Origin of the sequence: Streptomyces piniterrae, assembly GCF_005048155.1 — a bacterium.
Taxonomy (GTDB): domain Bacteria; phylum Actinomycetota; class Actinomycetes; order Streptomycetales; family Streptomycetaceae; genus Streptomyces; species Streptomyces piniterrae.
On record NZ_SUMB01000002.1, the window covers coordinates 275,996 to 299,013 of the forward strand.

Annotated in this window: 19 protein-coding genes and 1 tRNA gene; 10 read left to right on the forward strand and 10 right to left on the reverse strand. The window is 71.5% G+C overall.

Annotated features, from left to right (window positions below; all coding sequences use genetic code 11):
- The 3 genes from FCH28_RS05605 to FCH28_RS05615 are packed head-to-tail and all read left to right on the forward strand — an operon-like array spanning position 1 to position 1,632.
- Complete coding sequence (locus FCH28_RS05605) at positions 1–405, forward strand: DUF742 domain-containing protein (RefSeq protein ID WP_136738580.1); 405 nt, start codon at positions 1–3, stop codon at positions 403–405.
- Positions 383–1,003: a GTP-binding protein gene (locus FCH28_RS05610; protein ID WP_136738581.1), complete on the forward strand. Its 621-nt coding sequence runs from the start codon at positions 383–385 to the stop codon at positions 1,001–1,003. Before FCH28_RS05605 ends, FCH28_RS05610 begins: the two co-directional genes overlap by 23 nt.
- Entirely contained in the window at positions 1,000–1,632 is a 633-nt protein-coding gene (locus FCH28_RS05615) for a GAF domain-containing protein (RefSeq protein WP_136738582.1), read from the forward strand. Before FCH28_RS05610 ends, FCH28_RS05615 begins: the two co-directional genes overlap by 4 nt.
- A gap of 71 nt (positions 1,633–1,703) precedes the next feature.
- On the opposite strand, the gene FCH28_RS05620 is transcribed toward FCH28_RS05615, so the two are convergent.
- On the reverse strand, positions 1,704–3,113 hold the full coding sequence (locus FCH28_RS05620; protein WP_136738583.1) for an acyl-CoA dehydrogenase family protein: 1,410 nt from the start codon (positions 3,111–3,113) through the stop codon (positions 1,704–1,706).
- Between the two features lie 263 nt (positions 3,114–3,376).
- Positions 3,377–6,532, reverse strand: coding sequence for an amidohydrolase family protein (locus FCH28_RS05625; protein ID WP_246102545.1), 3,156 nt, complete (start codon positions 6,530–6,532; stop codon positions 3,377–3,379).
- A 282-nt stretch (positions 6,533–6,814) separates the two neighbouring features.
- Between FCH28_RS05625 and FCH28_RS05630 the strand changes: the two genes are divergently transcribed.
- Entirely contained in the window at positions 6,815–7,750 is a 936-nt protein-coding gene (locus tag FCH28_RS05630; protein WP_136738585.1) for an alpha/beta fold hydrolase, read from the forward strand.
- Between the two features lie 40 nt (positions 7,751–7,790).
- Here the strand turns inward: FCH28_RS05630 and FCH28_RS05635 are convergent, their stop codons facing one another.
- The 4 genes from FCH28_RS05635 to FCH28_RS05650 form a co-directional block, all read right to left on the reverse strand.
- A complete protein-coding gene (locus FCH28_RS05635) occupies positions 7,791–8,900 on the reverse strand; it encodes an MFS transporter (RefSeq protein WP_222852391.1) in 1,110 nt (369 codons plus the stop codon).
- Positions 8,901–9,373: 473 nt separating this feature from the next.
- Positions 9,374–10,276, reverse strand: a complete 903-nt coding sequence (locus tag FCH28_RS05640; protein ID WP_136738587.1) for a transketolase family protein — start codon at positions 10,274–10,276, stop codon at positions 9,374–9,376.
- Positions 10,277–10,409: 133 nt separating this feature from the next.
- On the reverse strand, positions 10,410–11,147 hold the full coding sequence (locus FCH28_RS05645; protein WP_136739122.1) for a thiamine pyrophosphate-dependent enzyme: 738 nt from the start codon (positions 11,145–11,147) through the stop codon (positions 10,410–10,412).
- A 144-nt stretch (positions 11,148–11,291) separates the two neighbouring features.
- Positions 11,292–11,585, reverse strand: a complete 294-nt coding sequence (locus FCH28_RS05650; RefSeq protein WP_187363763.1) for a YiaA/YiaB family inner membrane protein — start codon at positions 11,583–11,585, stop codon at positions 11,292–11,294.
- A 162-nt stretch (positions 11,586–11,747) separates the two neighbouring features.
- Here FCH28_RS05650 and FCH28_RS05655 point away from each other — a divergent pair.
- Positions 11,748–11,821 (forward strand) — tRNA-Pro (locus FCH28_RS05655).
- Between the two features lie 254 nt (positions 11,822–12,075).
- Here the strand turns inward: FCH28_RS05655 and FCH28_RS05660 are convergent.
- Together FCH28_RS05660 and FCH28_RS05665 are read right to left on the reverse strand one after the other, a co-directional pair.
- Positions 12,076–13,035, reverse strand: coding sequence for an endonuclease/exonuclease/phosphatase family protein (locus FCH28_RS05660; RefSeq protein WP_136739124.1), 960 nt, complete (start codon positions 13,033–13,035; stop codon positions 12,076–12,078).
- Positions 13,036–13,576: 541 nt separating this feature from the next.
- Positions 13,577–14,833, reverse strand: a complete 1,257-nt coding sequence (locus FCH28_RS05665) for a vanadium-dependent haloperoxidase (RefSeq protein ID WP_136738588.1) — start codon at positions 14,831–14,833, stop codon at positions 13,577–13,579.
- 588 nt (positions 14,834–15,421) lie between these two features.
- Here FCH28_RS05665 and FCH28_RS37920 point away from each other — a divergent pair.
- Positions 15,422–15,592, forward strand: a complete 171-nt coding sequence (locus FCH28_RS37920; RefSeq protein ID WP_169314059.1) for a hypothetical protein — start codon at positions 15,422–15,424, stop codon at positions 15,590–15,592.
- On the forward strand, positions 15,589–17,949 hold the full coding sequence (locus tag FCH28_RS05670; protein WP_136738589.1) for an arylsulfatase: 2,361 nt from the start codon (positions 15,589–15,591) through the stop codon (positions 17,947–17,949). Before FCH28_RS37920 ends, FCH28_RS05670 begins: the two co-directional genes overlap by 4 nt.
- 421 nt (positions 17,950–18,370) lie before the next feature.
- Here the strand turns inward: FCH28_RS05670 and FCH28_RS05680 are convergent, their stop codons facing one another.
- Both FCH28_RS05680 and FCH28_RS05685 read right to left on the reverse strand, forming a co-directional pair.
- A complete protein-coding gene (locus FCH28_RS05680) occupies positions 18,371–18,754 on the reverse strand; it encodes a MerR family transcriptional regulator (RefSeq protein WP_136738590.1) in 384 nt (127 codons plus the stop codon).
- 45 nt (positions 18,755–18,799) lie between these two features.
- Positions 18,800–19,834 carry an MDR family NADP-dependent oxidoreductase gene (locus FCH28_RS05685; protein WP_136738591.1) on the reverse strand — a complete coding sequence of 345 codons (1,035 nt, stop codon included), beginning with the start codon at positions 19,832–19,834 and terminating at the stop codon, positions 18,800–18,802.
- A 651-nt stretch (positions 19,835–20,485) separates the two neighbouring features.
- Between FCH28_RS05685 and FCH28_RS05690 the strand changes: the two genes are divergently transcribed.
- The 3 genes from FCH28_RS05690 to FCH28_RS05700 are packed head-to-tail and all read left to right on the forward strand — an operon-like array spanning position 20,486 to position 22,917.
- Positions 20,486–21,001 (forward strand): helix-turn-helix domain-containing protein, encoded by a 516-nt coding sequence (locus tag FCH28_RS05690; protein ID WP_136738592.1) that lies wholly within the window; start codon positions 20,486–20,488, stop codon positions 20,999–21,001.
- Positions 20,991–21,704 carry a hypothetical protein gene (locus tag FCH28_RS05695; protein ID WP_246102439.1) on the forward strand — a complete coding sequence of 238 codons (714 nt, stop codon included), beginning with the start codon at positions 20,991–20,993 and terminating at the stop codon, positions 21,702–21,704. The genes FCH28_RS05690 and FCH28_RS05695 overlap by 11 nt, the downstream gene beginning before the upstream one ends.
- Entirely contained in the window at positions 21,697–22,917 is a 1,221-nt protein-coding gene (locus FCH28_RS05700; RefSeq protein ID WP_136738593.1) for an MAB_1171c family putative transporter, read from the forward strand. Before FCH28_RS05695 ends, FCH28_RS05700 begins: the two co-directional genes overlap by 8 nt.
- Positions 22,918–23,018 lie beyond the last annotated feature (101 nt).

Below are 23,018 nucleotides of genomic sequence, written 5' to 3' on the forward strand. Positions count from 1 at the left end.
ATGGCGCTGAGTCGCCGACGGCGGCAGAGCGGCCAGGACACACCGTGGTACGACGACGAGGCCGGCCGGCTGGTCCGGCCGTACACGATCAGCAACGGCCGGACCCGTCCGACGGCACACTTCGATCTGATGACCATGGTGATGGCCACCGGACGCCGGCCGGCCTCCTGCCAAGGGCCGGACTACGCCCAGGTGTTGGGGCTCTGCGAAGGGCCGGTCTCGGTCGCCGAGATCGCCGCCCACATACGGCTGCCCGCCGTGGTCACGAAGGTGCTCCTCGCCGATCTCGTCGACTGCGGGGCGCTCACCGCGCGGGCCCCCGCAGCCGTTTCGGCAGGGCCCGTGGCCTGTACAGACCGAGCCCTACTTGAGGCGGTGTTGAATGGACTTCGCAAACGACTGTGACGCTCAGGCGCCGGGGGATCCCTCGCCCGACCTCTTCCCGACCGCGCTCAAAATCCTGGTCGCGGGCGGCTTCGGGGTCGGCAAGACGACCTTCGTCGGAGCGGTGAGCGAGATCGAACCGCTCAGCACCGAAGAGCTGCTCACCCAGATCAGCGTCGGCACCGACGATCTGGCGGGCATCGAGGAGAAGAACACCACCACCGTCGCCATGGATTTCGGGCGGATCACCCTCAGCCCGGACCATGTCCTCTACCTCTTCGGGACACCAGGCCAGGAACGCTTCTGGTTCATGTGGGACGAGCTCTCCCACGGGGCGCTCGGCGCGGTCATCCTCGCCGACACCCGCCGCCTGGACCAGTGCTTCGCCGCCGTCGACTTCTTCGAAACGCGCGGCATCCAGTTCATCGTCGCCGTCAACGAGTTCGACGGCTCCTACCACTACGAACCGGACGAGGTCCGCTCCGCCATAGACCTCGAACCGGGGACCCCGGTCGTGCTCTGCGACGCCCGCCAGCGCAGCTCGGCCACCCACGCCCTGGTCTCGCTCGTCCAGCATCTGCTCACCCCCGCCCTCGCCGCGCCCCCGGAGCTGCCATGAACCACCCCGCGTCCCGCATCCCGTACCCGTCCTACGACCCGACACGGCATCTGCTGCTCACCCCCCAGGACGACGAGGCCCCGGCGCGCGTCGCCCGGCTGCGAGCCCTGGGCATCGGGGATTCCCCGCTGCCGGCGTTCGACGACTTCGCGCGCAAACTGGCGCACACGACCCAGGCGCCGTACTCGATGGTCAACTTCATCGACGAACACCGGCAGTACTTCGCCGGGCTCTACGCACCCGCCCAGGACCAGGCCGTCGAGCTGGGCCCGGCGCCCGCCAGCGCCCAGCCCGGCCGGGTGATGGACCGCGACCACGGCTACTGCCCGCATGTCATCGTCCGCCGCAAGGCCCTGGTCCTGGAGGACGTCTGTGACTATCCGCGGTTCGCGGGCAACCCCGTCGTCGACGAGATCGGCATCCGCTCCTACCTCGGCGCGCCGCTGATCGACCATACCGGCATGGCGCTGGGCACCGTCTGTGTCGTGGACCTCGAACCGCGTCCCTGGGGGCGGGAGGGGCTTGCGACGATCAAGGCGATGGCCGCCGAACTCGTCGAGCAGATCCATGAGATGGAGCGGCGGCAGGCCGAGAGGTCGACGGGTGAGGAGCCGGCCGACGGCCCCTGATCCGGTGCCGTGCCGGTCCGTACGGGCCGGGGCCGGTGCGCAGCCCGAGGGCCGGGAGCCGGGGCCGCCGGTCAGGACTTGTCGCTCGTCCGGAAGGGCGCGAACCAGGAGCGCCGCCCTTCGGAGGAGCCGGTGCGCTGGCTCGGCACCGTGGCGCCGGCGTCCTCCGCGGCGGCTGCTTCCTCCGGGTCGCCCGTCTCCCGCCGGGCGCTCGCCTCTTTCGGGTCGCTCGCCTCTTGCGGGGCGCTCGCCGTTTCCTCCTCCGGCTCTTCCGGCTCCTCGGGCCATTCGGACGGCTCCAGCCGCAGCAGTTCCGCGAGCCGGCCCGACCAATCGCCCTTCGCCTGCCCCAGGGCCAGCTCGCCCAGACGCAGCAGCTGGATGTCCGAAGTGCCGGCCGGTGCGAACATGTGGTGCGCATCGCGCAGGAAACGCTCCACCGGACGGTCGGTGAACAGCCCGGACGCGGCGTGTATGTCCATCGAGTCCCGCGCCGACTCCAGCGCCGACTCCACATTCACCAGCTTGGCGTTCATCAACTCCGCGTCACACGGCTGCCCCTGGTCCAGCAGATGCACCGCGTGGTACGCGGACAACCGGGCGAGCAGCAGGCGTGACTGGATCCGTCCGAGCTTGAGCTTGATGTTGCCCAGATCGGCCAGCGGTCTGCCGTAGCGCTGCCGCTCGGCGCAGAACTTCGTCGTCTCGTCCAGCACGGCCTGGTGGATCCCCAGGGACACGGCGGTCAGATTCGGCCGTCCGTACAGCACGCTGGAGGAGTACGCCACGGACAGCCCGTCGCCCTCGCTGCCCAGCAGATTCGCCGCCGGCACCCGGCAGTCGTCGAAGAACAGCTCGCCGAAGCTGAAGCCGTGCAGCCCCATCGCCGGTTTGTGCGCGCCGACGCGGAAGCCGGGACTGCCGGACTCCACGAGGAACGCCGACAGCCCCTTGGAGCCTTCGCCGGTGCGGACGACCACACCGTGCAGATCGCCGACATGGCTGTTGCCGACGTAGATCTTGCGGCCGTTCAGGATGTAGTCGTCGCCGTCGCGGACCGCGGTGCTCTCCATGCCCAGGACATGGCCGCCGGATTGTGGTTCGGTGACGGCGATGGTGGGCAGGCAGTCGCCGGACGCGATGGCCGGCAGCCAGGTCTTCTTCTGCTCCTCGTTCCCGAAGTGGACGATCTTCGCCACGCCCAGCTGCGAGGCCTGCACCATGGCGCCCATCGCGGCGCTCACCCGGGAGAGCTCCTCGATGATCAGGGTCTTGGCGAGGTGCCCGGCGCCCATTCCGCCGTATGCGCGCTGTACGGTCGCGCCGATCCACCCCTGACGGGCGATCAGGCGCGCCAGGTCATGGCAGACGGTACGGCTCGCCTCCATCTCCGCGACCCGGGGGCGGACCTCGCACTCGGCGAATTCCCGGACCTGGTGTCGGAGCGTTTCATGTCGCTTGTCGGTGAAATAGCGATGCAAGACGAGCCCTCCTACGCGATCTCCCGCGCTGTTCGCTCCCCGTCTCGGGACGGCAATGGCGATGCCGTCTGCTGTGGTCATTCCGGAACGTGATCCGGTGCTTACTGCGCGCAATACCCGTTGGCATACCTACTGCGGACCGTGTGAAACATCAACTGGGTGCGTTTGAGCGCGAGGTGAGGCGCGCGGCGACTCCGCACCACCCCCTGATCCGAGAGGGGCCGAGCCACCCCACGCCACCCCATGCCGCCCCGGTCGTTCGGTCAGTGACCGGTGCCGCAGCAGGACTCACGACGCTGCTGCCGGCCCACCTCCAGCCAGTCGACGGCAGCGGCCCGCAGGGCGCGCCCGGACGGAGCGGGGAAGGAGCCGACCAACTCCCGCTGCTCGAAGAGCCGTCCACCGCGCAGCACGGCCGAGGTCCGCACCAGCGAGTCGAAGTCGGTGAACGGGTCGCCGTCCACCAGCGTCATATCGCCGAGCTTGCCGACCTCCAGCGTGCCCAGGTCCCGCTCGGCGCCGAACACCTTGGCCGGCAGCGCGGTCGCCGTGCGCAGCGTCTGCGGCACACTCAGACCACCCCGGTGCAGCGCGCGCAGACACAGATGCAGGCCCAGACCCACCGCCGTCAACGGCTGGTCGGTGCCCAGCGCGACCAACCCTCCACCGCTCAGCACCCGCCGGTATATGGCGACCTCGGTGCGGATGTCGGCCAGCTGGGCGGGCGTCGGGCGGTGCCCGGCGTGCTCCCGTACGAGCGCGACGTCCCAGGGCGGCATCAGCGTCCCCACACGGGCGTCCTCGGCCAGCGCCGGATCGTCGCCGAGCAGCGCGGACGCCGAGAACGGCGTCGCCAGCAGATGGAAGTCGCTGCCCGTGTAGACCTCTTCGACGTCCTGGTAGGAGTGCGCCGAGCCGGACACTGCGTGCCCGAACTCCAGCCGCTGGGTGGCCTGCAGATGGGTCGTGACGTCCTGACCCAGCTGTATGCCCGGGCTGAGCAGATGACTGCCCGCCCGGACCCCGAGCCGCTCATGGGCGAAGCGGGCGGCCTCCTCCATCACCCAGCCCGGCGCCCGTACATAGGTCTTGACGAAGTCCCACTCCAGGGCCGCGCCGCGGGCCAGCGAACGGCGCAGCCCGGCGCGGGTACGGTGCGCCCGCCCCATGCTGTACGCGACCCGCCCGCCGTCCAGCAGCTCTCCGCAGGTCAGCAGCCGCGGCCCGGCGAGCGCACCGGTCGCGACGGCCTCCCGGAGGCGCGCCTGCTCGTAGGAGAAGCCGCCGCAGGAGACCGCGGTGGTGATGCCGTACGCGAGCTGCAATGCCGTCTGCCGGCCGCCGTACGTCGTCTGCCACGGGTGAGTGTGCGCGTCCCACAGGCCGGGCAGCACGGTCTGCCCGGAGGCGTCCACCCGGAGCGCGCTACCGGGGCGGCCCGGCCGGTGCGGCTCGACGGCGGTGATCCGCCCGTCCCGCACCACCACGTCGACGTCCTCACGCACCTCGTCGCCGGTGCCGTCCCAGAACCTGCCCGCGTGGACGACGGTGTCCCGGGCGCGTGACCCGCGGTGTTCGAGGGACAGCGGCACGGTCCGCGCCGCACCGCCGGACACCCCGATCAGCCGCAGCTTCCCGGCCGAGAGATACAGCAGCGTGCCGGAGTCCCCGGACCACGACGGGTGGTCGGCGCTCTCGTCGGTCAGCCGACGCGGAGCCCCGTCGGGCGTACCGTCGGGCCGCACCGGCAGCACCCACAGCGCGGACTCGGCGATCACCGCCATCCACCGCCCGTCGGGCGACCAGACGGGCCCGGAGTCATAGCGGTCGGCGAGCGAGACATGCGCGGCGAGCGCATGCAGCCGGCTCTCCCCGGACTCGGTGTCGACGACCCGGATGACGTGGTAGCCCTCGCGGAAACGCCGGTTGAGGCGATTGCGGTCGCAGAACGCCAGATAGCGGCCGTCCGGCGACCAACTGGGACGGCCCGGCAGCCCGCCGCCGCCCATCGGGGCGGCCAGCACCTTCTCCGTGCCGTCGGCCAGCGTCCGTACGACGAGATTGCCCGACATGTCGAGTGCCGCCAGCCGCCCGCCATCGGGCGACAGCGCCGGCTGGACCCGGCCGCCGGTGGCCAGCACGGTCTCCTCGCCGGAGGCGACATCGCGGCGGCGCACCGCGAACAGCCCGTCTTGGTCGTCCGCGTACAGCAGCGAACGGCCGTCGCGGGACCAGCTCGGCGCGAGGACATAGCGGGTGGCGTCGGCGTGCACGATCCTGCGCGGCGCACCGCCGCCCGAAGTCGGCGCCAGCCAGAGCGAGTTGAGCGCGGCGAAAGCGACCTTGCGGCCGTCCGGGGAGAGCGCGGGCAGATGCACCCCGCGCACCGGCCGCGCCGCCGTCCGCTCGAAGCCGTAGTCCTTGACGCGGTATGCGGGGCGGTCCAGCGGCAGCTTCGCGGTGAACGGGATGGTCTCGGCACGCCGGGGCGCATCGGCCCGGACGATCCGGAACTGCCCGCCGACCGTCAGCAGCAACTCGTCTTGCGAAACCCACCGCGGCGGCACCGGCGCCACCTCCCCGTCCACCGCGAGCGGCTCCCCGTCCACGACGAGAGTGCAGGTGGGGCCCGGATAGTCGGTCGTCCGCAGATACGCGAGCCGGCCGGCGGGGGAGAGGGCCGGCGCCATCACCTGGGCGGCCGCCGCCTCGGTGTGCTCGGTGCGCACCGGGCCGCCGCCGTCGGCCGGCACCGAGGCGACCGTACGGGAGAGCAGCGCCGTATCCGCCACCTTCCCTCGCACGAACAGGATGCGGGAACCGTCCGGCGACCAGCAGGGATCGAAGTCCTCCCAGGCGCCGTCCTGATGGGGCCCGTCCTGACCCGGCAGCCCGGTCACCCGCGTCAGCCGCCCGGACTCCACCTCCAGCACCCAGATCCGGTAGGGACTGCCGGCCACCGGGTCGCCGCCCCGCTCCGAGGCGAACGCGATCCGCGTCCCGTCCGGCGACCAGGCCGGTCCGCGGTCGTCCCACGGGCCGTCCGTCAGCTGCCGGAGCCCGGACCCGTCGGCACGCAGCATCCACAGGTGGAAGCCGCCGCCCCGGTAGGCGCAGACCGCGATCCGGCGGCCATCGGGGGAGTACACCGGGCGGGTGGGTTCCAGGTCGGGCGGGGTCAGGGCGACCGCGTCACCGCCCGCGCGCGGCAGCGACCACAGGACGTTCTGGACCTCGGCGATCAGCCGGTCGCCGGACGGTGCCAGCGTCGCGGCGCCATTGGTGGCGGCGGTGAAGGAGAGCGCCGCACCGGGCGCTCCGGCCGCCGGCCGCGCCGACGCCCCGGGCGCGGCGACCCCGACCAGCCCCGCCGCGGCGGCCGCCGACGCAGTGCCCTGCAGAAAACGGCGGCGGGACAGCGGTAAGGGGACGGCGGAGGCATTCCTGCCGGGGGACTGCTCGCCCGAAGACTGCTCAAGGGGGGTCTTCTCACAAGGGGACTCAAAACGGCCCGTGGTGTCCAACTTTCCTCCTGGGACAGGGGGTTGCGGCACAAACGCCGGAAGCGAACCGACTGATCGTGTCACGCCCGACGAGCGCACGGGTAACCCACCGCGCGCCCCTTGGCGCACCGACGCGAGGAAGGAGAGAGTGGGCGCCGACGGCTCGTCAGAAACCGCCCGCACTCAGGAGATGACGCCATGGTCGACGCCACGCAGCCCCTGCGGCAGGACTTCCACCAGGCCCTCGACGGCGCCCGCATCGCCACCTACACCTGGCTCCCGGAGTCCGCACAGCCGCGCGCCCTCGTACAGATCGCCCACGGCGCCGCGGAACACGGCAGGCGCTACGACCGCTTCGCGCGCTTCCTCACCGGCCACGGATACGGCGTGCTCGCCTCCGACCACCGGGGCCACGGCGCCACCGCGGCCTCCACCGGAGGCCGCGGGGTGGTCGGCGAGAACGCCTGGCGGGCGATCGTCGCCGACCTCAAGGGCATCGGCGACCACCTGGCCGCCGACCACCCCGGCGTCCCCCTCGTCCTCCTCGGCCACAGCATGGGGTCGATGCTGGCCCGCGACTACGCCCAGGAGTACGGGGCCGATCTCGCCGGACTCATCCTCACCGGGACGTTCCGCACACTGCCGGGCGCGGAGCTCGACACCGCCGTCGCCGAACTGGATCGGGAGATCTCCGTACACGGCCGCACCCACCTCTCCACCTTCATCCCCCGCACCTTCAGCTCCTTCAACGACGCCTTCGCCCACCGCACCGGCTTCGAATGGCTCTCCCGCGACGCGGCCGAGGTGGACCGCTATGTCGCCGACGAGGACTGCGGATTCCCGTTCTGCGCGGGCCTGGCCGTCGACTGGGTACACGCCATCCGCAAGATCAACGACCCCGGCAACCTCGCCCGCATCCCGCGCGGCCTGCCCGTCCACATCGCCGTCGGCGACCAGGACCCCTGCCACCAGGGGATGACCCTCGTCTACGAACTCCTGGAGGACTTCCGCTACCTCGGCACCCGCGATCTGACCTGGAAGGGCTATCCGGACGCCCGCCACGAGATCCTCAACGAGACCAATCGTGAGGAGGTCCAGGACGACCTGCTGGCGTGGCTGGAGAAGCACGTCTGAGTCCGGTGTCTGCTGCGTTCGGGACACAGTGCATCCGTTGTCACTGCCGGGCGGACACCCGCCTGCCGAGCAGCACCGCGCAGGCCCCGAACGTCAGCAGCCCGCCGGCGAGGAAGGCGCCCCGCACATCGGCCAGCGTAAGGATCAGCCCCCCGAGCGCGGCGCCCGCCGCGATACCGGCGTTGTAGGAACCGGAGTTCGCGGCGAGCGCGCTGTCCGTGCGGCCCGGTGCGCAATGCAGCATCGCGTTCTGGGTGGTCATGAACACCGGCCCGAGCGCACCGCCCATCAGTACCAGGAACACCACCGCCGCCACCGGATGGGTGCCGGCCGCGTACAGGCCGAGCATGCCCACTGCCTGCGTGGCCACGGCCGTGGTCAGCGCGGCCTGTGGAAAGCGGTCCAGCAGCGCTCCGGTGATGCTCACCCCGGCCAGACACGCAACACCGAAAGCCACGAACAGGGCGCTGACCGTGCCAGGGGAGAACCCGCTCACGTCGCCCAGGAACTTCACGATGTAGGTGTATCCCGCGAACGCCCCCGTGGCGGACAGCGCCCCGGCCACAAGCACCATCGCGAACCGGCGGGCGTCGGGACTGGTTCCGTAGGCGGCGGGCTCTTCTTCCGGACGCGAGGTCGGCAGCAGAACGGCGATCGTCACCAGAGAGATCAACCCCAGAGCCGCCGGCATGGCGATGGGCACCCGCCAGTCGCTCTGTTGCCCCAGCCAGGTTCCGGCGGGAACACCGAGCACGAGGGCGAGCGAACCGGCGACGGACAGCGCCCCGACCACACGCCCACGGACCTTGGGCGCGAACAGGCCGACCGCGACCGGCCCCATCACGGCCCAGAACAGCGCCTGGGCGAGCGCGGTCAGCAGCCGCGCCACAAGGAGCAGCCAGTAGGAGGCAGCCAGCGCCGCAACCAGGCTGGACACGACGAGCGCGGCCAGCAGTCCCGTGAGCACATGTCGTCGGGGCACGGCCCGCGTGACGTGGGCGAGCGGCACAGACACGACGGCCACCGTCACGCCGTAACCGGTGACCAGGAGACCGACCGCTGACAGGGATACCCGCAGACTCTCGGAGATGAGCTCCAGAAGGCCGACCGGCAGGTTCTCCGCAGTGTTGAAGGCGAAGGCGGCCAGCATCAGGGCTACGAGCACCGCCGGCCCGCGCCATGGAGCCGGTTGGCCGGTGGTCGCACGGTGTCTTGCTGCCCTCGCCCGTTGCGCGTGCTCCGTGGCACCGTCCATGGAGGTACCCCACCCGGATCGCCGGCCGGGCCGCAACCCAATTCATCTGCCGTGTGCGGGTGAGTTCACCTGTCGCCGGCCTGGCCTGGCCTGGCCTGGCCTGGTCTGGTCTGGTCTGGCCTGTGCCGCCGTTCGGTCCGCCGTCGCCGGTCCGGTCCGGGCCGCCGACATCGGCCGTTGTCAGTGGGGCCCGCTACCGTCGGGAGCATGGTCACCGCTGACGATGCCCGTGTACGCGTTCGCCCTCCCGGAGACGGAGGACAGGGCCGCCCGGGGCGCGCCCCGCGAGAGTTCGCGGATGCGTGCCCCAACCCCCGGGAGCGGGCGGCCCGTTGACGTCCGCGAGCCGCGATGGGCCGACGGCCGTGCTACCGCCCCAGGAAACCGGTGATGCGCTCGCGCAGCCCGTGCGGGTCGAGGCCGTGACCCGCCAGATGCTCATCGAGCTGTCCGTAGCGGCGCAGCTCCTGGCGTCCGACGCCGAGCCCCAGCACCCGGTGCGGACGGTCCTCCAGTGCCTCGGTCGCGAACCGCGTCGAGGTCCCCGCGAGATACGGCTCCACGATCACCACCTCCGCGGCGTCGGCCGCCCCGGTGGCCGCCCGCAGCGTGCCGGCGTCGAAGGGACGCACGGTCGACGCGTACAGCACCGTCACATCCAGCCCCTCGGTGGCGGCGAGCACCGGATCCAGCATCGGACCGACCGCCACCACGACCCCGCCGCGCCCCTCCCGCAAGGTCAGGAAACGGGCCCCGTCCACCGGCCGCGGCGCCTCGTTGACCTGCACCGAAAGCCGCACATACACCTTTTCGTCACCGGCCGCCGCGGCATGCCGCAGCAAGGCCTCCGCCTCGTCCGGATGGCCGGGGACATGCACGGTCCAGCCCTCCAGCGTGTCGAGCAGACCGACGTCACCGGGCGCCATATGTGTGAAGCCGCCACTCGGCCAGTCGTACGAGCCGCCGGCACTCACCAGCACTCCGCCCACGCCCTGGTGCCCGAAGTCCAGCTTCACCTGCTCGAAGGGCCGCTCCACCAGAAAGCTGGCGAAGGTGTGCATGATCGGGCGGAGCCCGGTGAGCGCCAGTCCGCCGCCCACTCCGACCAGCAGCTGCTCCCTGATACCGACATTCACCACCCTCTCCGGATGCCGTTGCGCCGCATCGGCGAAGCCGTCCTTGCCGATCTCGGCGAGCACGGCCGCGAGCCGCGGGTCCTCGTCCAGCAGCCGGGAGGTGACCGAGGCGAAACGCTCACGCATGGTGTCCATCACTGAAACCCTCTCGAAGTCTTGGTTGGTGGGGGCGGCCGCTGCCTTGGCGGCCGGCATGCGAGTCCCGCTCTGCATGCGAGTCCTGCTCTGCATTCGAGCAGTGCTCTGCATACGGGGAGGACGAGGCCGGTCAGGCGTCCTTGGGCTCGACGCGCGCGACGACCGCGTGCGGACGGCCCGGGTGCGGCGCGCTGTACGCCTCGTACAGCGCCTGGTGGTCGCGGCCGTCCACGGTCGTCGCGGACCAGCCGGCGGCCTGGAAGCGGGAGGCGATACCGCCGCGCCAGCCATGTGTGGCCGAGGAGTTGTCGATGACGAGGGTGTGCAGCCGGTCCAGCCCGGCGGCGCCCGCATAGGCCAGCGCCTCATGGTTGCTGCCCTCGTCCAGTTCGGCGTCGCCGATCAGCACCCAGACGGCCGGCTCGGGGCGGCCCTGCGCCCGCAGCCCGAGCGCGGTGCCCACGGCCAGCGGCAGCCCGTGCCCCAGCGAACCGCTGCCGATCTCGGCCCCCGGCACCAGCATCCGGTCCGGGTGGTGCCCGAGCGGGGAATCGTACGAACCGAAGCCCGGCAGCCAGTCGGTGGGGAAGAAGCCCTTCGCGGCCAGCACCGCGTAATAGGCCATCGGGCCGTGCCCCTTGGAGAGCAGAAAACGGTCCCGCTCCGGGTCGGAGACGCTGTCGGGGGAGACCCGCAGCACCCGGTCGTAGAGGACCCAGACCGCGTCGAGAGTGGAGGTGGCGGCCGGGCCGTGCTTCTCATCGCCCGTCATCAGGCTCATCAGGCCCGGCAGTTCATCGAACCTGACCGGCTCGATGCGCGCCGGGCCGTGCGCGCTCGGGGACAGGTCCGCCGTCGCATTGGTCATCACATTGGTCGTCGCATTGGTCGTCGCGTTCGTGATCGCGTTCGTCATACGACAGAGGTTGCAACCTCAAGCATGCTTGAGGTCAAGCGGAGGCTGGCAGGTCCCGCGCGGCGCGGACCCGCCGCTCCTCCCAGCCCCCGGAAATCAGAGCTGACCCGGCTTGAACACATCCTGTTCGATGAGGATCTTGTCGATCCGGGCCTTGTCCACCCGGTTCGTCACCTCCGCGACCTCCTGCCGGTCGCGTACGCACTTGGCCAGCGTGAACGCCGAAGACACCACGAAGACCAGCCCGAGCGAGAGAAACCCGCGCTCCCAGGGCCCCACCGGCAGCTTGATGATCCCGATCACCAGCGCCGCCAGCGACAGCCCGAACGAGATCGCGGCCTGCACGAAAAAGGCCGTGGTCGTCGGCCGCTGAATCGATGGAGTAGTCATGCGCGTAGCGTGGCGGCGCCATGACGCAGGCGCATGAGTACGAGTACTCATCTGCGCCGCCCGGCCGCCGCACCGCGCCGGAATATGGCAACGCCCACCCTCTGACATGCGGTATTGTTCTCGTGCGCGGTCAGCCGGGGAACTTCCCGCCGGAACGCGCACCGGGACGTGGCGCAGCTTGGTAGCGCACTTGACTGGGGGTCAAGGGGTCGCAGGTTCAAATCCTGTCGTCCCGACTGGGAGCTTGCTCCATAGTCGTAGGTCAGGGCCTTGTTTCACTTCGGTGAGACAGGGCCCTTGATCGTTTATGTGCTCTCGCCATCCAGGGCAGGGAAGGCGTGGCGCGCCTCGTAGAGACCCGCCCGACGAATCAGTTCGCCCATGGGCCCGCAACCGGCCCTCCTGGGCCCTCTGATGACGTCAGGGACCACGCCGAACGCCCGATGGTGGGGCTCACGAGCGATCACGCGCGATCGGATCCGTCGCGAGGTCAGAACTCGAGCTTGGCAAATACCGGCGCATGGTCGGAGGCCGGCTTGCCTTTCCGCTCCGCCGGATCCTCGTTGATGTCCGGCAAGGGCCCCAAGGCGCCGACAAACACCTTCTTGACGTGCTTCAGGAGCGAGTGGCTGACCAAAATGTGGTCGATCAACTCATGCTGGCCCTTGAAGACACGAGAAGACTGCTTCTTTTCATCGATCAGCGGTGCAAGGTTCCACAACCGCTGGGCGTCATCGTTTTTGTCCGGGCGATTGAACCCGCCGGTTCCGATCTGAGAGCCAGGCGGACCGTAAAGAATCTGCGTGGTGGCTGCAGTCGGCCCGTCATTGAAGTCTCCGAGAACAATGACGTTGTTCGTCCGGCCATTACCGTCAAGCAGTTGATCAGCCAGAGCGCGCAATGCAACTGCTTCGGCTCCCCGCCGGAACAGTGCGTATGCGGTGTAACGAGCCCGTTCCTTTTCGCCGTGGGGGAAATGGCGCTTCGGGGGAGGTGGCGGAAATGTCAACAGCTTGGACTTGAGGTGGCACACAGCGACCTTGACGGTAGGGCCATGAGCAGGCTTCACGCGCACCGCCAGGGCGCCACGGCTCATGGCATCGGCTGTCTCGCCGTCATCCTCAACCTGTACCGGGCCCAAAGGGGCCGGGAAGGCTGTCGGTTCTTCGATAGTGGTCAGCGGCAGACGGCTGATGAACCCGACGCGGATTCCGCGCTGGTCCGGGTGCTTGGACAACGCTTTGTGCCAATTCCCGTCCAGCAGGTCCAGAAGGTCATCCAGCGCATGTGGGTTACCAACCTCCTGGACACCGAGGAGGTCAGGAGCATGCCGGTCAATCGTGTCGGCAAGGCCCTTGAGCTTGGCTTTGTACTCGGCTTCGGTCTCGGGCCCACCCTCTTCGCCAGGCCGAAACAGGTTCTCCAGGTTCCACGTACCAATGACTGTCATGACTCTCCGGTTGATCGTCGACCAGCAGCTTCTGCCAGTCTTTTCGATCACGACGAAGTCGAAGGCCAAGAGAAGCCGGGCTCGCCAAGACAATCACTCGCGCGGCTGCCGATGCGGCTCCGCTTACCCCCGCAGAGGTTCTCCCGTATGGCCCTGCCACTCGTGTGTGGGCCGGTCACGGTTGTGTTGGCCGTCGGGGTGGCAGAAGACCGGGCCGGTGAATGGATCGGCAGTATCGCCGTGCGTACGCGGAGCCGCTCGTGGCCGGTGGCGGAGAGTGGTGGCCCCCTGGGTGAGATGGCGGCCCAGCTGCGGCTGGCCCGGGTCTTGCCTACGGGGGCCGACGCGACCGACTGGCCGACGCGACCGACTGGCCGTCGCGGGCGACAGCGCCGGTGCGAACGGCCGCCGCCGTGATCGCCCTGACGACCAGGTCCGGGGCTCCACGGCGGGCTGATCACACGCGGATGAGCGCCGACGGCCGGTGTGCCGGGGCGCTGCCCCGGCACGCGACGTGGGTGTCACTCGCGACGCCAGACCGTCACAGCCTGCCGAACAGCCGCCCGGAGTGGTCCAGTGCGTACCGGGCCACGTCGCCGCCGAGGACGACACCGGCCTCGTCGGCGGACCGGGTGTGGATGCCGGACCACACGCGGGCGTCGACGTTCTCGGACGTGAGCCGGCGCCAGCTCGTGTAGCTGCGGGTCACGCCGGGCGCCGTTGGGCTGGTCAGCTCGAAGGGGGCGGTCCGCGCGCCGACGAGCGCGGTCAACACCGTCTCGGCCGCCCCGGCGTACGTGGCGTGGCCGCTCGGGTAGTCCGGGTGCGCAGGTGTGATGTGGCGCGGCGTCCACGCGGGGTCGGGGTCGATGGTCCCGGTGCGCAGGGCGGTGACCGGGCGCCAGCGCAGATACGCGTACTTGCTGTCGGAGGTCGCGATCTGAGTGTCCACCAGGGCCGCATGGAACAGCGCCACGAGCCCGGCCCGCCGGTCGGTGGACTGGCCCGAGCGGGCCAGCGCGACGCGCAGCGGCTCGGTGTACAGGGTGAGCGAGGAGCCGAACCAGAAGTCGGCGGTCTCGGACTGCCGGGAGGTGCGGACCGTGCTGTCCGCCGCCCCGTATGCCCGTACCTCGGCCAGGTCGGCCCGGTAGCGGGCGGAGCCGACGGCGGGCGGCGGGCCCAGCCGGAACAGGTCGGCGCGCTCCAGCAGGAAGGGCTTGGCGAGCCGGTTGCCGTACTGGACGGCCGGGGCGTACGCCGGCGGCGTCGGCTGCCAGACGCCAGGCCCTGCGGGCGGCACCGTGAACGGCGCGTTCACCGAGGCCGGGTCGAGGCCGTCGTCCTGCCGGGCCGCCAGCACCTGCGCCGCCTGCCGGGTCCCGGCCGCCACGCCGCGCTCCTCGGCGTACCCGTCCGGGATCGCGTCCAGCGTCCGGTCCAGCGCGGCGTCCAGCGCCTCGGTCCGGGCGGGCGCCAGGGCGACCAGCGCGTCGTGCACGGCCGAGGCGAGCGCCGCGTCCTGGAACGCGCCGCGGTCCACGCCGGCCGGCGCCTGCCGGGTCGCCCTGGCGGCGGCGAGCCAACTGATCGCCCACGTACGGCTGTTGGTGATCTGGGTGGGGGCTCCTGCAGCGGCGACGGTCTCGGCCGTGGTGTCGTACCAGTCCAGGACGACCGAACTGCGGGCCGGTGCGGGCGAGGCGGCAACAGGGGCGGCGGGGGCCGCGGAGGCGACGGTCAGCAGGGCGGCCGCGGAGAGCGTCACCAAGGCCGGCCGGAGGCGGGGCGGGGTCACAGGGGTTCCCTCCAGGGGGATGGGGAGAAGGACGAGCGCACGCCGACATGGCAGCGCCGGCACGGCGGCTCCTACGCGGCCGCCGGAACGTCAGGGACGACAGAGGCCGCTGCTGACGCGGCGCGCATCGACGTTCACCTGCGGGGCGGGGTGCACGAGGCGGAGGGCGGCCGCAGCGGGCGAGGGAACCCGGCTCTCACACATCACCGCTCCCCTCACTGCTTGGCTCGACCAGTCGTGCGCATCTGTCGATCGATAGTCGTCATTGATCGCTCGTCCCGTCAACAGCCCTCTGTTTCGGGCCCATTGCAACCTCGTGTAGCCGGTCGGCCCGCTCGGCTCGGAACAGGAATGCCGGCGCCGGAGCCGAGCGTTGCGGCGTACCTGACTCTCGGAGTTGTTGCCGCAGCATGGCGAGCTCGTGGCGGTCGCGCGAGGTTCCGGACGAGGGCTTCCGCAGTGCCTAGTATCCCCGGCAGGGCCCTGACCTCGTGCGTCGTGCCGCGACCCGGCTGCCGCGACGATGCCGGCGCCGCCCCGTTCCTCGTGCCCCTTCGCCCTCCGCTCTCTGCAAGGACGCGTTCCGCCATGACCGTTTCCCGTGCCACCGGAGTCAGCGAGGCGCAGCCGCGCCTCGGTGAGCTGACCGTGGTTGACGTCCGCACTCCCGGTGATTTCGCGGTCACCCACATCTGCGGCCCGGCCGTGCTGCTCGGCCGGCTGCCGTTCAACCGCCGCGGCCCGGAGGTCTCCGCATGACCGCCCTCCCCAGGGACCCGGCCGCCGCCGGCCCGGCCCGCCGCGACCCGTACGAGGGCTTCGCCGGGCGCGTGGGCCGTACCTTCGCCGAGTCCGAACCGGCCTGGCCACCGCGGCGCACGCCCGGCGGCCAGGGCCGCCGCGCCCCGAACATCGTCGTCGTCCTCGTCGACGACATGGGCTACAGCGACATCGGTCCGTTCGGCTCGGAGATCGCCACCCCGGTGCTCGACGAGCTGGCCGGGCGCGGCCTGCGGCTCGCGAACTACCACACCATGCCGCTGTGCTCCCCGGCGCGGGCGGCACTGCTCACCGGTCTGAACCCGCACCGCGTCGGATACTCGACGGTCGCCAACTTCGACCCGGGCTTCCCCGGTTACGGCATGGAGATCGGCGACGACGTCCCCACCCTCGCCGAAGTGCTGCACGACGCGGGGTACGCCACCTACGCGGTCGGCAAGTGGCACCTGACCCGCGACTCGGCGTCCAACGCCGCCGACGACCGGCGCAACTGGCCGCTGCAGAAGGGCTTCGACCGCTACTACGGCGTCCTGGAGGGCCTGACCAGCCTGTTCCACCCGCACCAGCTGGTCCGCGACAACAGCCCCTTGGACATCGACGAACTGCCCGACGGCTACTACTACACCGACGACATCACCGACGAGGCGATCTCCATGGTGAAGTCGCTACGGGCGCACGACCCCGACAAGCCGTTCTTCCTGTACGTCGCGCACAACGCCGTGCACGGCCCCCTGCAGGCCAGGCCCGAGGACATCGAGCGGCAACGCGGCCGCTACGACGGCGGCTGGGACACGGTGCGGGCCGGCCGCTTCGCCCGCCAGATCGCCGACGGGCTGTTCCCCGCCGGCACCGCGCTCCCGGAGCGCAACTCCGAGGCGGGCTTCGACGTCGGCCCGTGGGGCGAGCTGACACCCGCCCAACAGGCCCGCTACGCCCGCTACATGGAGGTGTACGCGGCCATGGTCGAGAACATCGACCGCAACCTCGGCCGGCTCACCGACACACTGGCCGCGCTCGGCGAACTCGACGACACCATCGTGCTGTTCACCTCCGACAACGGCGGCACCGGCGAGGGCGGTGCCGAAGGCACCCGAAGCTACTTCAGCCGCTTCGTCCACCAGCCCGTCCCCGAGGACTGGGACGGGGACGTGGCACGGGACACCGAGCTCATCGGCGGACCGCGGAGCCTGGTGCACTACCCGCGCGGCTGGGGCATGGCCTCCAACACCCCGTTCCGGCTGTACAAGGGCCAGACCTACGCGGGCGGGGTGCGCGTCCCGTTCGTCCTCTCCTGGCCCGAGGGGCTGCCGCGGGCCGCGGAGGACGCCGGAGTGCGGCACCAGTACCAGTACGTCACCGACGTGACCCCGACCCTGCTGGACCTGGCGGGCGTACCGAGACCCGAGCGGTGGCGCTCGCGCCCCGCCCAGGAACCCGACGGGGCCAGCTTCGTGCCCGTGCTGCGCGACGGGCGGACGGAGAGCGCCCACCGGGAGCAGTACTGCGAGATGTCGGGCAACCGCAGCTTCTACCGCGACGGCTGGAAACTGGTGACCCTGCACCGGCCGGGCACCCCGTACGACGACGGCGAGTGGGCGCTGTACGACCTGCGCACCGATCCGACCGAGACCACCGACGTGGCCGCCGACCACCCGGAGGTGGTGAAGGAGCTGGCCGCGGCCTGGGAAGCGGCGGCCTGGCGCAACGGCGTCTTCCCACTGGGCGACGGCAGCGGCGCGCTGGCCCGGCGGCATCCCGCCGAGGAGCGCTTCCACCGCCCGCTCACGCTGCTGCCGGGCACCCCGGAGCTGGAACGCTACCGCTCCTCCCGCTTGATCTCCTTCCGCTCCTTCGACGTCACGGTCGAGCTCGACGAGCACGCCGCCGACGACCGGGGCGTGCTGGTGTCGCACGGCGACCAGGGCGGCGGCTACAGCCTGTACGTGGAGGACGGGCGGCTGCGCTTCGCCTACAACGAGTACGGGAGGCTGCACGAGGCCGACGCCGGGCCGCTGCCCGCGGGCCGGCGGACCGTCACCCTGTCCGCCACGGCGGTGGAGGGGCTGCGCTGGGAGTTCCGGCTGCTGGTCGACGGCACGGAGACCGGCCGGCTGGGCCGCGGCGTGCACCAGCTCATCGGGATGGCCCCGCTGCAGGGCATCAGCGTCGGCGTGGACCGCAGGTCGCCGGTCTCCTGGCCGGTGTACGAGCGCCACCGGAGCTTCCGCTACACCGGCGGCCTGCGGTCCGTGACGTACACGCCGGGCGCCCAGGCCCCGTACGCCCCCGAGGTGGTGGCCCGCGCGCTGGGCGAGGCCGCCGCCGCGTTCGAGTGAGGGAACGTCCATTACCGGATCCTGGACCGATTCACCCGTCGTCATCACCTCTCCTCGTCACCTGACCTCATCGCCCGTCCTCATCGCCCGTGCTCGGCGGGCCGTCGGGCCCGCCGGGACCTTCCGGGCCGCCCGCCTGGGCGAGCGGCTGCTGCCGCTGCGGCGGCACGAGCGGGCCAGGTGGCCACCGCCGTCGTGCCGCAGCGGCTGCTGATCATGCTGATGGGCGGTGTGGTGTCGGCCCTGGACCGCTCCCGGGGCCGGGGCGCTGACCGTCTGGAACGGCTCCCGGAGGCCATCGGCCCGGACGAGCTGCTGATCACCACGATCACGCATGCCCACGCACTCCCACGCCGACGGGGTGCGCTCCTACCGGCTGTCGCCGAGCAGTGGCAGCGCCGCCGAGCGTGCGCGCCGGGCGTCAACCGGCCACGGGGGACGCCCGCCGGGCGAGTTCCTCGCGCTGCCGGGTGAGCCGGGCGATCTCCTCGTCGAGGGCGGCGATGCGGCGGTCGACCACGGGAGCGAAGCCGTCGCCGGAGCTGCCGGAGCCGCCGGATCCGCAGGGCGGCGGCGGGTCCTGCGCGAGCAGCGGGAGCCGGTCGGCCCGGGTCCGCAGGTCCTCGATGGTCAGGCCGAGGGCGAGCAGCTCCCGGATCACCCGGACCAGGGCGACGTCCGCGGCGCCGTACTGCCGCTGTCCGGTCGGGGTCCGGGCGGGCGGGGGCAGCAGGCCGCGCTGTTCGTAGAAGCGCAGGGCCCGTGCCGTGGTCCCGGCCGCTGCCGCCGCGTCGCCGATTCGCACCGTCCGCCCCCCGTCCCTTGCCGCCGCCGTCGTCCGCTGCCGTGGCTACAACCGCACGACCACCGCCCCGAAATGGCGTCCGGCGATCAGTTCGGGCAACGCCCGCGCGGCCCGGTCGATTCCCTCGACCGTCGAATACGGGAAGCGGATCGCGCCGGAGCGCAGCCAGCCGCCGAACCGCTCGAGCCACTCGGCCCCCACGCCCGGGTGGTCGGTGCCGAGGTATCCGCCCAGCGAGACACCGCGGACCAGCAGCCGGAAGGTGTCGATCTCCACGGGCGCGGTGCCGCCGCCCCGGTCCGCGTCCAGCTGCCCGGCCAGCGCGCCGACGACGGCGACTCGCGCGCCCTGCCGGGCGGCTCCCAGTGCGGCGGCGAGCTGCTCGCCTCCCACGCTGTCGAGGACCACGTCCACTCCGTCGGGGGCGGCGGCGCGCAACTGCTCGGCGAAGGGCGGGTACTCCGGGCCACACAACAGGACGTGGTCGTAGCCGAGTTCGCGGACGAGCCGGTCGGCTTTGTGCGGCGAGCCGGTGCTGCCGATCACCCGGGCCGCGCCCAGCAGCCGGGCGATCTGCCCGGCCAGCGTGCCGACCGCGCCGGCGGCCCCGGTGACCAGGACGACGTCGCCGGTGCGGACGGGAGCCACCCGGGTCAGCGCGCCGTACGGGGCGGAGCCCTGGGCGAGGTGTGCGACCGGCGTCGGCAGGGCCGGGTCGACGGGGGTCACGTCGGCGGCGGGGAGCAGGGCGTGGTCCCGCCAGCCGGCCATGTGGACCACCCGGTCCCCGGGCCGGAACGGGCCGTCCCCGGGCGCGGCGAGGACCTCGCCCACGGCGGGGCCGAAGAGGGTGTCCCCGGACGCCAGGGCGGGCAGCGGCAGCCCCTCGGTCTCGCCGCCGATCAGGGTGCGCAGCCCAGGGAAGACCAGGAAGTGTTCATTCCGCACCAGCACACGGCCGGGTACCGGATCGGTCAGGGGTCTCCGGACGACGGCGAAATGCCGGGGTTCGGGAAGGCCGTCGGGGCGAGCGGCGAGACGGACCTCGCGCGCAGTGCGGGGCAGGGCTGCGGTCGCCATGGGCGGCCTCCTACGGATAGTCATCTACCGGATAGTCATCTACGAAAAGTCATCGCGTCGGGACGGCGGGGACGCTAACCCCTGACCCGCGGGTCAGGGTCAAGCCGCGGCGTGATCCGGAAGAGACGGACACGCCCTGGCCGCGCTCCGGCAGCGCCGGGGCGGGCCCGGCTCGCCTGACGCGTATGAATGCGCCCCAGGCGCGATTTCCGGTCACTGTTGTCCTTGGCCGGATTGGCCTCGCCAACCGTTTCGACTGGCGGGCGGCCGTGGTGGCAATGGCGCGTTTGCCATGCGTCGGCGGCTGTTGCGGCCGCTCTGCCGGGGTCTCGCGGCTCAGCGAGCGCCGCTCAACTCCCGGTTAAGTCGGTCGGCCTTCACTGTCCGTATGTGGACTGGTGCGGCGTGTTCCCTGCATGGAAGTATGGTGGTTGCGGCTCGGGTGACCTTAACTGCTCGTTGGGGACGGTCGATTGAGCGGCTATGCGGTAGCGGAACGCGTGGGGGGCGTGGCGCGGTGGTGTATTCCCCCGGCAGCGAATGCCGAGGTTCCACGGCGGTCGCGGGGAATAGCGGTGCTGCCGCGCTGGTTTGCATGGTCGGGATCAGGCGCAGGCCCTTGCGGTCTGTGGGAGTTCAAGGGGCGGTGGCATGACAGCGGGGGACGACGGTCGGTCCAAGGGGGCGGGCAGTGTGCTCGCGGAGCGGCTGAATCATCTCTTCGCCAACATGCATCCGCCGGGGGCTCCGTACACCAACGCCTTTGTGGCCGACGAGATCAGCGGTGGGGCGGCGGAGTACGGCGGGGCCAAGGTCACCGAGCAGTATCTGTCGATGCTGCGCAACGGCCGGCGCACCAACCCGAGTCCGGAGCTGCTGCGCGCGCTGGCCAAGTTCTTTGGCGTACCGGTCGGTTATCTGCTGGGCGACCTCTCGCAGCCGCAGGCCGCGCGGGTGGAGGAAGAGGTCCGCTTTCTCGCCGCCATGCGCGATCAGCGGGTGCGCGCCATCGCGCTGCGCTCCGTCGGGCTGCCGCCGGAGGTGCAGGACAGCCTGACGACGATCATCTCCCAGTTCCGGCAGCAGATGAATCTGCCGGCGGATCCGCCAGGCCAGGGCAGTCACGGCGATCACCGCGGTCAGGGCGGTGATCGGCATGGCCAGTGACCTCTTACCGACAGCGGAACGCGACCGGATCTTCTACACCTGGCGGCCGGGCGGAGCCGAGGACGGGACGAGCATGCGAGTGGGGCAGATACGCAGGCGGTGCAAGCGGCTCATCAAGGAGCTGGCGCTGCCCGCCGCAATAGATCTGCGGGAGTTGTGCGACATCGTTGCCACGCGTGTGGGCCGGCCTGTCCACATGGTGCCGATGAGCCTGGGCGGTGTGGTCTCGGGCATGACCGCCGCCACCGACGACGGCTACTGGGTCTTCTTCGAGCTCAAGACCTCGCCCTGGCATCAGGCGCATATCGTGCTGCACGAGCTGAGCCACCTGCTGCTGGGACACGGTCAGGATCCGGCCATCACCGAGGACGCGCTGCGGATGTGGACCCCGTCGGTCGACGTCGCCACCGCGATGCGTCGGATGGGCCTGACCATGGGCTTCGCCCGGCACCACGGCTACGACAACCTCGCCGAGCGGGAAACCGAGGTGCTGGGCACGCTGCTGATGGAGCGGGTGGTGCCATCGGCAGGGGAACGCGAACTGCCGCTGGAGGGCCAGGCGGCCGAACTGGCGGCGGCCCTCGGGCCCGCGCTGCAGCACATCCGGCGCCAGCAGGAGGGCCCGGACGCCGACGCCGACGGGATGGGCAGGACCGGCGGGGTCGACGGACCGGCCGGCGTAGGCGGGGGGCCGCGTGTTTGACCTCATCTACCTGTGCTTCGCGGCCGCCGCCTGGACGCTCGTCGGATACAAGGCCGTCGCCTGGTTCCGCGACCGCGGCAATGCGGACCTCGGGCTCGCCTGCGTGATGACCGGCGGTGTGGCGACTGTTTTCCTCTTCTCGGCGCCCAGCCTCTACCGCGCCTTCGACCGGCTGGTCGGCGTGGCCAACCTGGCCATGGTTTTCCTCTACTCCTCGGTCGTGGTGTTCGCCGCCGGCGCGCTGGTGCTGCTGCTGCGGTGGACGGCAGGCGAGGGCGATGCCGCGCGGGCCCGCGCCCGGGGCAAGGCCCGCACCGCGGTCGGAAGCGTGGCCGCGCTGTGGGCGGTGGCGATAACCGGCTTCGCCGTCGGCCGCCCGGACGCCGTCGAGCACCCCCGCGACTTCAGCACCGCCTATACGGACTCTCCCGGAGTCATGCTGTTCCTGGTGCTGTATTTGGCCATCTTCGGATCGAGCCTCGCCGGCCTCGGCACGCTCTGCCCCCGCTACGCGGCACGACTCGGCCGGTCATGGCTGGCGCGCGGGCTCCGGGTGCTGGCGGCGGGCTGCTGGCTCGGCCTGGTCTACTGCGCCTGCAAGGTGATCGGCTTCGTCCTGTCCTGGGCGGGCCACGAAGCGCTCTGGCTCTCCAACGGCGTTGCCCCGCTCAGCGCCTCCGTCGCGGCGATCCTCGTCCTGACCGGATTCGCGCTCCCGGCCGCCGGTCCACGGGCCGCCGCCTGGCGCCGGCTGCGCCGTCTCTCCCCGCTCTGGCAGACCGTCACCGAGCAGACCCCCGAGGTCACGATGGAAAGCCCGACATGGTCCGTACGGTGGCCGTTCGCCGACCTGGAGTGGCGCGCCAACCGGCAGATGGCGGAGATACGCGACGTACAGCGCGGCATCCGCCGCCATGTGGAGTCCGACGCCGTCGACATCGCACGGGAACGGGCCCGCGCCGTCTCGCTCGACGACCGGCAGCTGGCGGCCGTCGCCGAGGCGGCCGCGCTCCGCCGCGGGCTGGAGAACCGCGCGGTGGGCCATGTGCCCGCCCACGGCGCCGACAGCGTGGTGGTCGCCACGGGCGCCGATCCGGCCGAACTCACGCAGGAATACGAGCACTTGGCGCTCGTCGCGGATGTCTACCACTCGTCGCTGGTCGAGACCGTGCTCACCGAGCTGAGGCAGCGCAGCTCGGTGTCCCGCGGCTGAGCGGCGACCACCCAGACGGGGTGGCCCGGCACGGGGGTCCGGGCTGCCCGCGCCGTAGGGGCGGCATCGGTCCAATACGGGCCGATGCCGCCCGCGTACGG